The following is an 11,950-nucleotide window of genomic DNA, read 5'->3' as shown; positions in this document are numbered from 1 at the left end:
TCGACGGCTCACCGCCCGGGCGGATCGTCGACGGCGTGACACTGAACCCCCGCCTGACCGCGGCCCTGTGCGTGGCGCTGTCGCTGTGCGCGCCGCTCGCGGTCCCCGGCACCTTCCCCGGCCTCGGCGGGGACGCGCGCCTCACCCTCGCCGTGTTCGCGCTGGCGACCTGTGCGTGGATCGGTACGCCGATCGACGACACGTACATCGCGCTGGGCGCCGGACTCGCGCTGACCGTGACCGGGGTGATCAGCAGCGACACCCTGTTCGGCACCCTGGGCGACTCGACGGTGTGGCTGCTGATCTGCGCGTTCGTGCTGGCCGCCGCGGTGAGCCGGACCGGGCTCGCGGGGCGGGCGGCGGCCTTCCTGGTCGGCGGGGCGCGCACGGTGCGGCAGTTGACGCACCTGACGACGGCCGCGCTGGTCGTCACGGCGTTCGCGGTGCCGGCCACGTCCGGCCGGGCGGCGCTCGCGCTGCCGGTGTTCCTCGCCCTCGCCAAGGCGCTCGCCGACCGGAGACGACTGGTCGTGATGCTGGCGCTGCTGTTCCCGACCGTGATCCTCCTGTCGGCGGTGGCGACCCTGATCGGCGCGGGAGCGCATCTGATCACCGTGTCGGTGCTGTGGGAGGCCGCCGGGGAACGGGTCGGCTTCACCGAGTGGCTGCTGCTCGGGCTGCCGCTGGCCGTGGCCTCCTCCCATCTCGCCGCCGAGACCGTCCTGCTGACCACCACCCGGCGCGCGGACCGCGAGGGCCCGGTGCACATCACCGCCGAGGAGATCCAGCGGCACAGCGACCGCCCGGTCACCGGCCCCTGGACCCAGGCCGAGAAGCGCTGCGCCCTGCTGCTGGCCACGGTCGTCGCCCTGTGGTGCAGCGAGCCGCTGCACCGGGTCTCCCCCGCGATGGTCGCGCTGATCGGCGCGGTCGTCGCCGCCTCGCCGGCCCTGGGCACCGTGCGGCTGAAGGACGCGCTGAGGACGGTGCCCTGGTCGCTGCTGCTGTTCATGGCCGCGACGATGGCGATGGGCGTGGCACTCACGGAGTCGGGCGCGGCGAAGTGGCTGGTCGGCGGGGTTCCGACGGGGATCACTCCGGTGATGTTCCTGGCGGTCGTCGTCGCGGTCGGCACGGCCGCCCATCTGGTCCTGCAGTCCCGGTCCGCCCGTTCCTCCGTGCTGGTCCCGCTGGTGGTCGCGGCGGCCGTGGGCGCCGGGGTGAACCCGGTCGCGGCGGCGCTCGCCTCCACCGCCGCCGCGGGCTTCTGCCACACGCTCCCGGCCTCCGCGAAACCGGTCACGCTCTTCGCGGAGATCCCCGGCACCCCCACCTACACCCCGCGCGACCTGCTGCGGCTGTCCGCCGTGCTGGCCCCGCTCACCGCCGCCCTGGTCCTGCTGTTCGCCGCCCTGGTGTGGCCGCTGCTCGGCGTCCCCGTGACCCGCTAAGGAGTTCCCCTCATGCTGAACCGTGTCGTCGTAGCCCCCAGCGGCTTCAAGGAGTCGCTGTCCGCCCAGGCGGCCGCCGACGCCATCGCAGCGGGCGTCCGCCGGGTGCTGCCGGATGCCGAGATCGACCGGATCCCGCTGGTGGACGGCGGTGAGGGCACGGCCTCGGCGCTGGCCGCGGCGACCGGCGGCCGGCTGGTCGCACTGGCCGCCACCGGACCCGTCGGCGAACCGGTCGGCACCCACTTCGCGCTGCTCGGCTCCCGGGACACGGCGGTGGTGGAGATGGCGGCGGTCGCCGGCCTCTCCCTCGTCCCCCGCGCCCGGCGCGACCCGGGCGCCACCACCACGTACGGCGTCGGGGAACTGATCCGCGCCGCCCTCGACCAGGGCGTACGGCGCATCCTGGTGGGCTGCGGCGACTCGGGCACCTCCGACGGCGGCGCGGGCGCGCTCCAGGCGCTCGGCGCCCGGCTGCTGGACGCGGACGGTCTCGAACTGGCCCCCGGTGGGCGTGAGTTGACGCGCCTGGCCCGCATCGACCCGGCCGGTCTCGATCCCCGCCTCGCCGACGTGGAACTCCTCGTCGCCTGCAACCCCTACAACGTGCTGTGCGGGGAGCGGGGCGTGGCCCGGGTGTTCGGCCCGCAGAAGGGGGCGACCCCGGAGCAGGTCGGGGAACTGTCGGCGGCGCTGGAGAACTGGGCGCGGGTCCTGACCCGCGATCTCGCCGTCACCGGCACCGATCTGCGCCTCGGCCTCGGTACGGGCGCCTCCGGCGGGCTCGGCGCCGGGCTCGCCGCCCTGGGCGGGGCCCTCCTGCCCCGCTTCCCCGTCCTGCTGGACCACCTCGACCTGGATGCCCGGCTGGCCCGCGCCGATCTGGTCGTCACCGCCGAGGGCGCCCTGGACCACCAGACGCCGCGCGGCAAGGTCCCGGCGGAGGTGGCCCGCCGCGCCAAACTGTCCGGGCGGCCGGTGCTGGCGCTGGCGGGCACGCTCGGGGAGGGCGCGGGGGAGGTGCCGGGCGTGGACGCCTGCCACGGCATCCTGCCCGGTCCGATGGCTCTCGCCGAGGCGCTGGTCCGTGGTGCGGAGCTGCTCACCGACGCGACGGAGCGCGCCCTGCGCATGATCGTGCTGGGCGCCCGGCTGCCGGCAACCACCTAGTTTTTCGCCCCCGCCCCTTCCCGTCCCAACCTGGGGCTCCGCCCCCGGGGACGGGAACGGGAAGGGGTGGCGGGGGCGAAATCCTCTCAGGCGGAGGTGTCCGGCACGCAGCGGCCGTCCACCGTGCGGTAGTTCCAGCGAGCCCCGTCCCGTACGAGCTCCCGTACCGCCCGTACGAAACGCTCCACGTGCTCGTCGGGCGTCCCCGCGCCGAAGCTGACCCGGACGGCGTTGAGCGCCTTCTCGCCGGGCGCCGCCTCGGGGGCGCCGCACTCGCCCTGGGCCTGCGGGTCACCGCCGAGCAGCGTGCGCACCAGCGGGTGCGCACAGAACAGCCCGTCCCGTACGCCGATGCCGTACTCGGCGGAGAGCGCGGCGGCGAAGTGGGAGCTGTTCCAGCCCTCGACGACGAAGGAGAGCACCCCGACGCGCGGGGCGTCGTCCCCGAACAGGGACAGGAACCGCACCTCGGGAACGTCCGCGAGCCCTTCGCGCACCGTGCGGATCAACTGCTCCTCACGGGCGAGCAGCGCCTCGAACCCGGCCTCGGCGAGCGCCTTGCAGGCGGAGGCGACGGCGTGGGCGCCGATGACGTTGGGCGAACCGGCCTCGTGGCGGGCGACGCCCTCGTGCCACTCCACGTCCACTCCCCCGTCCGCGCGCCGGGTGACCTTGCGGCTGGCGCCGCCGCCCGCGAGGTAGGGCTCGGCCTCCCGGAGCCAGTCGGTGCGGCCGGCCAGCACCCCGGAGCCGAAGGGGGCGTACAGCTTGTGCCCGGAGAAGGCGACCCAGTCGACGTCCAGGTCCCGCACGCTCACCGGGTGGTGCGGGGCGAGCTGGGCGGCGTCCAGCACGATCCGGGCGCCGTGCGCGTGCGCGGCGGCGGCCAGTTCCCGTACCGGCCACAGCTCACCGGTGACGTTGGAGGCGCCGGTGACGCAGACCAGGGCGGGACCGTGCGGGTCCCGGTCGGCGAGGGCGCGGTCCAGGGTCTCCACCGCCTGCCGGGGGCTGCGCGGGGCGTCCAGGCAGGTGACCCGCGCATCGCGCCAGGGCAGCAGGGAGGCGTGGTGCTCGGTCTCGAAGACGAACACCTCGCAGCCCCCGGGCAGCGCGGCGGCGAGCAGGTTGAGGGAGTCGGTGGTGGACCGGGTGAACACCACCTGGTCGTCGGCGCGGCAGTCGAGGAACCCGGCGACGGTCCGGCGTGCGTTCTCGAACAGGTCGGTGGAGAGCTGGGAGAGGTATCCGGCGCCCCGGTGGACGCTGCCGTAGTACGGCGCGTAGGCGGCCACGTCGTCCCACACCCGCTGGAGGGCGGGGGCGCTGGCGGCGTAGTCGAGGGCGGCGTAGGTGACCTCGCCGCCGGTGACGAGGGGGACGGTGACGTCCCGGCCCAGGACGGGCAGCGGGGAACGGAGGGACCGGTCGGCGGCAGCGGTGGTGACGGACATGACGGAACTCCCGGTGAGGCAGGCGGTGCCGCCGCGCGAGCGCACATCGCTCGAGCGCGGAGGGAAGGGAAAAGGGACGTGCGGAGGCGGGGCTCGGCAGCCCTAGCGCATTCGCTTGCTCACGGAAGACTCCTCGACGACCAGGACCCCTGGTGTGCGAGGGGTCCGCGCTTGCCGTGAGCCTTGTTGCCCACAGCCCGGTCTTCACCCGGGGCACCCCGCCACGGACGGAGGGTTGCCGGACAGCCGGCCGGGGCCTGATGGCTGTCACTCATGACCTGCACGGGAAAGTACGCGAAATGATCGACGTCCCGCAACCCGTGTCCGGATCGCGGGACGTCCCGGCGTCGGCCGGCTACGCGTTGCTGGCGGCCACCCAGCGCTCCAGGACCCGCTTGGCGGCCCCCGAGTCGATCGCCTCGGCCGCCTTCGCCATCCCGGCGCGGATCTGCTCGGTCAGGGTGCCGCCGCCCGGTTCCAGGGCCACCAGCGCCGCCGCCGAGTTCAGCAGCACCGCGTCCCGCACGGGGCCCGGCTCGCCGTCCAGCAGCCGACGGGCGACCTCGGCGTTGTAGGAGGCGTCGGCACCGCGCAGCGCCTCCACGGGCACCAGCTCGATGCCGACGTCACGCGGGTCGAAGGTCTCCTCGACGACCTTCCCGTCGCGGACCACCCACACCCGGGAGGTGGCGGTGGTCGTCAGCTCGTCGAGTCCGTCGTCGCCGCGGAACACCAGCGAGGAGTGACCGCGCCCGGCGAAGACGCCGGCCATGATGGGCGCCATCCGCAGGTCGGCGACCCCGACGGCCTGCGCCTTGACCCGCGCCGGGTTGGCCAGCGGGCCGAGGAAGTTGAACACCGTGCGGATGCCCAGCTGGCCCCGCGCGGCGGCGACGTGGCGCAGCGCCGGGTGGAACTTCACCGCGAAGCAGAAGGTGATCCCGGCCTCCTCGGCGACCTCGGCGACCCGTCGCGGGGACAGCTCCAGATTGACGCCGAGCTTCTCCAGGACGTCGGAGGCCCCGGACGCGGAGGAGGCGGCCCGGTTGCCGTGCTTGACGACCTTCGCGCCGGTGCCGGCCACGACGATCGAGGACATCGTGGAGATGTTCACCGTCCTGGCGCCGTCCCCGCCGGTGCCGACGATGTCGACGGTCGCGCCCGGCACCTCGATCACGTTGGCGTGGTCGTACAGCGCCCGTACGCAGCCGGTGATCTCCTCGACGGTCTCGCCCTTGGCCCGCAGGGACACCGCGAACCCGGCGATCTGCGCGTCGGTCGCCTCACCGCGCATGATCAGGTCCATCGCCCAGGCGGTGTCGTCGGCGGACAGGTTCCGTCCGTCCAGCAGTCCGTTCAGCAGGGCGGGCCAGGAGCGGCCCGCCGCGGTGTCGCCTCCAGCGGGGGTCACAGCGCTCATGGCCGCTCCTGATGGTCGTAGAAGAGTCCGGGAGCCCGACGGGGTCCCGGTGACCACCCTATCCAGGTCCGGGAACGGCGAAGGGCCCCCGTCCGCAGAACGGACGGGGGCCCTTCGCCGTCGTGTGGCGACTGAGGTGAGGAACTCGAGGTGATCAGTGGTGGCCGTGGCCGCTCGTGATCTCCTTGTACTCCTCGACGGTCGGCTTCGGGATCTGGGACTCCTCGCCGTAGTAGCCCTTGCTCAGCTTGGCGCGCAGCTTGTCGGTCGCCTTCACCTTGCGCTGGACACCGTTCTCGTCGACCGTCGGGCCGATCTCGAACGGCTTGTACTGCTCGTGCGCCGTGAGGGTGTACATCTGCTCCTGGCTGAGCGGCTCGTGCACCTCGATGAACTCACCGTGCGGCAGGCGCTTGATGATGCCCGACTCGCGGCCGTGCAGCACCTTGTCCTTGTCCCGGCGCTGGAGGCCGAGGCAGATCCGCTTGGTGACGACGAACGCGATGACCGGTCCCACGAAGAAGCCGATGCGGACGAACCAGGTGACCGCGTTGATCGAGAGGTGGAAGTGGGTGGCGAAGATGTCGTTGCCACCACCGATCAGCATGATCAGGTACGCCGTGACCCAGGCGACGCCGAAGGCCGTACGGGTCGGGGCGTTGCGCGGGCGGTCCAGGATGTGGTGCTCGCGCTTGTCCCCGGTGATCCAGGACTCGATGAACGGGTAGAGCGCGATGATCCCCAGGAAGAGGCCGAACAGCACCAGCGGGACGAAGACGCCCAGGACCAGGGTGTGGCCCCAGAAGTTGATCTCCCAGCCGGGCATGGCGCGGACCAGGCCCTCGGCGAAGCCCATGTACCAGTCGGGCTGGGCGCCCGTGGAGACCATGTCCGGACGGTACGGCCCCAGGTTCCAGATCGGGTTGATGGACGCGATGCCGGCGATCAGGGCGGTGAAGCCGAAGACCAGGAAGAAGAAGCCTCCCGCCTTGGCCATGTAGACCGGCAGCAGCGGCATGCCCACGACGTTCTTGTTGGTCCGTCCGGCACCCGCGAACTGCGTGTGCTTGTGGTAGAAGACCAGGATCAGGTGGGCGACCACCAGGCCGAGCATGATGCCCGGCAGCAGCAGGATGTGGATCGAGTAGAACCGCGCGACGAAGTCGGTGCCGGGGAACTCTCCGCCGAACAGGAACATCGAGATGTACGTGCCGACGATCGGCACGGACAGGATCGCGCCCTGGGTGAAGCGGACACCGGTTCCGGAGAGCAGGTCGTCCGGCAGCGAGTAACCGGTGAAACCGGTGAACATGCCGAGGACGAACAGCAGGAAGCCGAACAGCCAGTTGATCTCACGCGGCTTGCGGAACGCGCCGGTGAAGAAGACGCGCATCATGTGCACGAACATGCCGGCCAGGAAGATGACCGCGGCCCAGTGGTGGATCTGCCGGATCAGCAGACCGCCACGGACGTCGAAGCTGATGTCCAGCGTCGACTTGTAGGCCTCGCTCATCAGCTGCCCCTGCAGCGGGACGTAACTGCCGTGGTACTCCACCTCGTTCATCGACGGGTGGAAGAACAGCGTCAGGTACACACCCGTGAGGATGATGATGAGGAAGCTGTAGAGGCAGATCTCGCCCAGCATGAAGGACCAGTGGTCCGGGAAGATCTTGCGCATGTTGGCCTTGGCCAGGGAGTAGATCCCCAGCCGGCCGTCGGCCCAGTCGGCGACGCGTTCGCCGGCCGGCGCCTTCCCGCGCGAGCGGGACTCGGGGGTCGTCGTAGTACTCATCCGCGCTCCCAGAAGGCAGGACCGACGGGCTCGTCGAAGTCGCCGAGCGCTTCGAGGTAGCCCTCGTCGTTCACGCCGATGCGCAGCTGCGGCAGGGCGTGGCCGGCGGGACCGAAGATCACCCGGGCACCGTCGGCGAGGTCGAAGGTGGACTGGTGGCAGGGGCACAGGACGTGGTGCGTCTGCTGCTCGTACAGGGAGATCGGGCAACCCACGTGGGTGCAGATCTTCGAGTACGCGAGGATGCCCTCGTGTCCCCACTCCATCGTGCGCTTGTCCTTGATGTCGTCCGGCTTGATGCGGACCAGCATCAGGGCGGCCTTGGCGATCTCGTTCTGGAAACCGTGGTCGTGCTCCTCCAGGCCCTCGGGCTTGGCGAAGGTCAGCGAGCCGGTGATCAGATCGGACGGCCGCAGCGGCTCGTTCGTGTTCATGTTGACGAGCAGCTTGCCCTTGGACCACAGGGTGTGGCGCAGCTTGGTCTCGGGCAGCGGGCCGAGCTCGCGCAGCAGCACGACCCCGGAGAGCGGGAACAGGGCGAGCGCGCCGAACATCGTGTTGCGGATCAGCTTGCGGCGGCCGAGCACCGACTCCTTGGCGCCCTGGCGGAAGTCGTCCATGACCTTCGCCTTGACCTCCGGCGAGGCCTCGATGGGGTGCCGCTCGTCGGTGAGCTCCTCGTCGGACATCAGGGTGCGGGCCCAGTGGACCGCGCCCGCGCCGATGGCGAACAGCGCGACGCCGAGCGTCACGCCGAGCGCGACGTTCAGGGCGCTGACGCGGCCCAGCGGGAAGATGTAGACCATCTTCTCGACCGGGATCGCCACGAACGAGGCGATGAAGCCGATGGTGGCCAGCATCGAGAGCGTGAACAGCAGGGCGACCGTGCGCTCGGACCGCTTGGCGGCCCGCTCGTCGATGTCCTGGATGCGGTGCTCGTGGGGCGGCAGGCCCGGGTCGGCGAACGGGTTCTTCTCGTCCGCGACCTTCACCGCGCCGTGGGTGGTGTCCTGCGCTGCGGGCAGGTTCTCTTCGGGAATGTCTTGGCTACTCATGACTTCTTGGCCTTTGCGGTCCGAGCGGCGACCCACACAGCGACGGCGATCAGTCCGCCGAGACCGAAGATCCAGCCGAACAGGCCCTCACTGACCGGGCCCAGCCCGCCCAGCTCCAGGCCGCCCGGGCTGCTGGACCGGTCGGTGTTGACCTCGCCCAGGTACGCGATGATGTCCTTCTTGTTCTGCTCCGACATCGTGCTGTCGGGGAAGGAGGGCATGTTCTGCGGGCCGGTGAGCATGGCCTCGTAGATGTGCTTGGGGGCGACGTCCTCAAGGGTCGGGGCGTACTTGCCGTGCGTGAGCGCACCGCCCTTGCCGGTGAAGTTGTGGCACTGCGCGCAGTTGTTGCGGAACAGTTCGCCGCCCTTGGCGATGTCGGCGCCCTCGGGGCCGTACTGCGCCTCGGTGGGCACGGCCGGGCCGGCGCCCAGGGAGGCGACGTACGCCGCCAGCTGGTCGATCTCGGCCTGCGTGTAGACGGCCGGCTTGTCCGGCATCTGTGCGGCCTGCGAGGTGGCGGCCGGCATACGGCCGGTGCTCACCTGGAAGTCGACGGCCGCGGCGCCCACGCCCACCAGGGTCGGGCCGTCGGACGTGCCCTGACCGCCGGTGCCGTGGCAGCTGGCGCAGCCGACCGAATAGAGCTTCTTGCCCTCCTCGATGGTGAGGGACTGGGCGGTTTCGTCGGCCTGCGCCTTGTCCGCGGGTGCGAACACTGCGTAGAGCCCCCCGGTGCATGCCAGCGCGAGGAGTAGGACGACGAGCGCCGCCAGCGGATGGCGTCGTCGTGCGGAGAGCTTTTTCACGGATTACCCCGGTGTCAGGATCTTCTGCGTCGATGCTTCTGGTGGGTGCGCTCCCGCGGGAGCGCGCGCGGATGCGGGCCCGGCTACTTGATCATGTAGATCGTGGCGAAGAGGCCGATCCAGACGACATCGACGAAGTGCCAGTAGTAGGACACGACGATGGCCGCGGTCGCCTGCTCGTGAGTGAACCTCTTGGCCGCGTAGGTCCGACCCAGGACCAGCAGGAAGGCGATGAGACCGCCCGTCACGTGCAGGCCGTGGAAGCCGGTGGTCAGGTAGAAGGCCGAGCCGTACGGGTCGGAGGAGAGGGACAGGCCCTCGTGCTTGACCAGCTCGGTGTACTCGAAGACCTGGCCGCCGATGAAGATCGCACCCATGATGAAGGTGACGATGAACCACATCCGGAGCTTCTTCACGTCACCGCGCTCGGCCGCGAACACGCCGAGCTGGCAGGTGAGGGAGGAGAGCACCAGGATCGTGGTGTTCGTCGCCGAGAACGGGAAGTTCAGGGTGTCGGCCTTCTCCGACCAGAAGTCGGGTCCGGTCACCGATCGCAGGGTGAAGTACATCGCGAAGAGGGCCGCGAAGAACATCAGCTCGGAACTCAGCCAGATGATGGTTCCGACGCTGGTGAGGTTCGGCCGGTTGACCGACGGGTGCGCGTGCCCGGTATCTACTGTCGTTGCTGTCGCCACGCCGACATTATGTCGGTCGCTTATCCCGCCCTCACTCCCGGGGGTGCCGTTCGGTGTGTTCGGCCCTCCCGGACTGCCCGTATGGCCCATCCGGGGCCTGTGGCGGAGCCGTCCCGAAGGCGTGTCCGAACCAGTGTTGACAAGCGGCCGGAGGGGGTAGCATCCGCGCCATCGGTACCCGAAGTGCCCGACAGAGCCGTGCCCTCTCTCTTACGCGTGGAGGAACAATGCAGGCGACCGCCACGGTGCTGGTCTACAGCGACGACGCCAACACCCGGGAGCAGGTGCGGCTCGCCACCGGGCGGCGGCCGGCGCCGGACGTGCCCGTCGTGGAGTTCGTGGAGTGTGCGACCCCGGCGGCCGTGCTGGCGGAGCTGGACCGGGGCGGCATCGACGTGTGCGTGCTGGACGGCGAGGCCGTGCCGATGGGGGGCATGGGGATGTGCCGGCAGATCAAGGACGAGGTGTTCGACTGCCCGCCGGTGCTGTTGCTGATCGCGCGGCCGCAGGACGCGTGGCTGGCCACGTGGAGCCGGGCGGAGAGCGCGGTCACCCTGCCGGTGGAGCCGGTGGAGTTCGCCTCGGCGCTGGCGGCCCTGCTGCGGCGGCGGAGCCTGCAGAGCGCCTAGGGACCCGGACCTGTCCGTCGCCCGGCGGCCGCGGGCCGGTGGGGGCCGCACGGGTGACGGTCCCGCGCCCCTTCCGGGCCGCTACACCGCCGCCGGCCGAAGGCGTGCGGCCTCCTTGGAGCCGGGAAGCTCGTCCGCGTTCAGGGCGCTGCCCGCACGCCATGCGGCCCAGTCCAGGTTCCAGTCTCCGTAGCCGTTGCCGAAGGGCTCCATCGTGTCGCCGGTCGAGTTCTCGACCTTGACGAGGTCGCCCTCGCGGACGGTGTCGAAGAACCACTCCGCGTTCTCGGTGCTCATGCCGACGCAGCCGTGGCTGACGTTGTCGTAGCCCTGGGAGCCGACGGACCAGGGGGCGGCGTGCACGTACTCGCCGCTCCAGGTCACCCGGGTGGCGAAGTGGACGTCCATGTCGTACGAGTCCGCCGAGCCCTCGGCGATGCCGACGGTGGTGCTGCGCATGCGTACGAGGCGTTCCTTGGCGAGCACGACCTTGACGCCGTTGCGGGTCTCGAAGCCGGGCTTGCCGGTGGTGACGGGGATCTGCTTGATCTCCTCGTCGTTCTTGTAGACCGTCAGCCGGTGCGCGGCGGCGTCGGTGACCGCCACCACCCGGTCCCCGGTGCGGATCGTCAGGGGCTCGGACCTGCCCCCGCGCAGCCGGTCGTTGACCCTGACGCCCTCCAGGGTGCTGTGCACGCTGACGGTGGCGTGGGCGGGCCAGTAGTCCTGGGGGCGGTAGTGCAGCTCCTTGTCGTCCACCCAGTGCCAGCTGCCGGACACGGCGGGGGTGGAGCGGACCTCCAGGGCACGCTCCACGACGGCCCGCTGGGCCCGGTCCTTGACGGGTTCGTTCAGCTCGGCGGTGAGGGGCTGGCCGACGCCGTACGTGCCCGCGCCGGGGCCGAAGGCGGCGGTCAGGCGCTTGGTGGCGGGGGGCTTCGACGTGGTGAAGGTGAGCACCTTGCGGCCGGGCGCCCCGTCCTCGTCCTCGGTGCTCACCCGGACCGTGTACCGGGCGTCCGCGGCCAGCGGGGAGGTGCTGTGCCAGCGGCTGCCGTCGGCGGCCAGTTCGCCCGCCAGGTGGCGTCCCGAGGCGTCCACGGCGGTGACGTCCGTGATGCGCCCGTCGGAGTCCTCGGCGACGATCTCCAGGGGCTTGTCGGGGTCGGCCTTCCCGCCCTCCTCGACGGATCCGCCGAAGGAGATCCGGTCCGCCGCGTCGTAGGGCTCGGCGGACAGCGGGTCGCCGCCGGAGGAGCAGCCCGCGGCGCCCGCGCCGAGGACGATCACCAGCAGCGTGCAGCCTGCGACGCGGCTCCGCCCGGCACCCGCGCCACGAGGGGACTCTGTGCGTCTCATGGCCTCACGCTAGGAACCCGTGCCGTCCCCGGCTCACTGGACGGCCCGAACGGGTGAGGGAACGCCGAGGGGCCCGGACGCTCCTGGCGGAGTGTCCGGGCCCCTCGGGAGCGGTG

The 11,950-nt window shown here is 71.4% G+C and carries 10 protein-coding genes and 1 riboswitch; of the genes, 3 read left to right on the top strand and 7 right to left on the bottom strand.

Annotation, left to right across the window (positions count from 1 at the left end):
• Positions 1 to 35 precede the first annotated feature (35 nt).
• Together ACFY3N_RS11935 and ACFY3N_RS11930 are read left to right on the top strand one after the other, a co-directional pair.
• On the top strand, positions 36 to 1,451 hold the full coding sequence (locus ACFY3N_RS11935) for an SLC13 family permease (protein ID WP_390816505.1): 1,416 nt from the start codon (positions 36 to 38) through the stop codon (positions 1,449 to 1,451).
• Positions 1,452 to 1,463: 12 nt separating this feature from the next.
• On the top strand, positions 1,464 to 2,621 hold the full coding sequence (locus ACFY3N_RS11930) for a glycerate kinase (protein WP_390816504.1): 1,158 nt from the start codon (positions 1,464 to 1,466) through the stop codon (positions 2,619 to 2,621).
• 86 nt (positions 2,622 to 2,707) lie between these two features.
• Here ACFY3N_RS11930 and ACFY3N_RS11925 read toward each other — a convergent pair whose 3' ends face one another.
• The 6 genes from ACFY3N_RS11925 to ACFY3N_RS11900 all read right to left on the bottom strand — a co-directional run bounded on the left by ACFY3N_RS11925 (position 2,708) and on the right by ACFY3N_RS11900 (position 9,846).
• Complete coding sequence (locus tag ACFY3N_RS11925) at positions 2,708 to 4,075, bottom strand: aminotransferase class V-fold PLP-dependent enzyme (protein ID WP_390816503.1); 1,368 nt, start codon at positions 4,073 to 4,075, stop codon at positions 2,708 to 2,710.
• Between the two features lie 162 nt (positions 4,076 to 4,237).
• Positions 4,238 to 4,354: riboswitch (SAM riboswitch) on the bottom strand.
• 76 nt (positions 4,355 to 4,430) lie between these two features.
• Positions 4,431 to 5,495: an anthranilate phosphoribosyltransferase gene (trpD, locus tag ACFY3N_RS11920; RefSeq protein WP_390816502.1), complete on the bottom strand. Its 1,065-nt coding sequence runs from the start codon at positions 5,493 to 5,495 to the stop codon at positions 4,431 to 4,433.
• Positions 5,496 to 5,649: 154 nt separating this feature from the next.
• Positions 5,650 to 7,287 (bottom strand): cytochrome bc complex cytochrome b subunit, encoded by a 1,638-nt coding sequence (locus ACFY3N_RS11915; protein WP_390816501.1) that lies wholly within the window; start codon positions 7,285 to 7,287, stop codon positions 5,650 to 5,652.
• Positions 7,284 to 8,342: a Rieske 2Fe-2S domain-containing protein gene (locus tag ACFY3N_RS11910; protein ID WP_390816500.1), complete on the bottom strand. Its 1,059-nt coding sequence runs from the start codon at positions 8,340 to 8,342 to the stop codon at positions 7,284 to 7,286. Before ACFY3N_RS11910 ends, ACFY3N_RS11915 begins: the two co-directional genes overlap by 4 nt.
• Positions 8,339 to 9,151 (bottom strand): c-type cytochrome, encoded by an 813-nt coding sequence (locus ACFY3N_RS11905; protein ID WP_390816499.1) that lies wholly within the window; start codon positions 9,149 to 9,151, stop codon positions 8,339 to 8,341. The genes ACFY3N_RS11910 and ACFY3N_RS11905 overlap by 4 nt, the downstream gene beginning before the upstream one ends.
• An 83-nt stretch (positions 9,152 to 9,234) precedes the next feature.
• A complete protein-coding gene (locus ACFY3N_RS11900) occupies positions 9,235 to 9,846 on the bottom strand; it encodes a heme-copper oxidase subunit III (protein ID WP_390816498.1) in 612 nt (203 codons plus the stop codon).
• Positions 9,847 to 10,073: 227 nt separating this feature from the next.
• On the opposite strand from ACFY3N_RS11900, the gene ACFY3N_RS11895 reads away from it, so the two are divergent.
• Complete coding sequence (locus tag ACFY3N_RS11895; protein WP_390816497.1) at positions 10,074 to 10,475, top strand: hypothetical protein; 402 nt, start codon at positions 10,074 to 10,076, stop codon at positions 10,473 to 10,475.
• A gap of 81 nt (positions 10,476 to 10,556) precedes the next feature.
• Here ACFY3N_RS11895 and ACFY3N_RS11890 read toward each other — a convergent pair whose 3' ends face one another.
• A complete protein-coding gene (locus ACFY3N_RS11890) occupies positions 10,557 to 11,834 on the bottom strand; it encodes an Ig-like domain-containing protein (RefSeq protein WP_390816496.1) in 1,278 nt (425 codons plus the stop codon).
• Positions 11,835 to 11,950 lie beyond the last annotated feature (116 nt).

It is taken from the genome of Streptomyces sp. NPDC000348 (assembly GCF_042898795.1).
In the GTDB taxonomy this organism is placed as follows: domain Bacteria; phylum Actinomycetota; class Actinomycetes; order Streptomycetales; family Streptomycetaceae; genus Streptomyces.
Note: the sequence above shows the minus strand (reverse complement) of the source record. Positions and strands in the feature narration are given on the sequence as shown.

Bases quoted from the DNA above. Each gene is read 5' to 3' on its own strand.
- ACFY3N_RS11915 (WP_390816501.1), bottom strand. From the start codon at position 7,287: ATGAGTACTACGACGACCCCCGAGTCCCGCTCGCGCGGGAAGGCGCCG.
- ACFY3N_RS11925 (WP_390816503.1), bottom strand. From the start codon at position 4,075: ATGTCCGTCACCACCGCTGCCGCCGACCGGTCCCTCCGTTCCCCGCTG.
- ACFY3N_RS11890 (WP_390816496.1), bottom strand. From the start codon at position 11,834: ATGAGACGCACAGAGTCCCCTCGTGGCGCGGGTGCCGGGCGGAGCCGC.
- trpD (WP_390816502.1), bottom strand. From the start codon at position 5,495: ATGAGCGCTGTGACCCCCGCTGGAGGCGACACCGCGGCGGGCCGCTCC.
- ACFY3N_RS11910 (WP_390816500.1), bottom strand. From the start codon at position 8,342: ATGAGTAGCCAAGACATTCCCGAAGAGAACCTGCCCGCAGCGCAGGAC.
- ACFY3N_RS11895 (WP_390816497.1), top strand. From the start codon at position 10,074: ATGCAGGCGACCGCCACGGTGCTGGTCTACAGCGACGACGCCAACACC.
- ACFY3N_RS11930 (WP_390816504.1), top strand. From the start codon at position 1,464: ATGCTGAACCGTGTCGTCGTAGCCCCCAGCGGCTTCAAGGAGTCGCTG.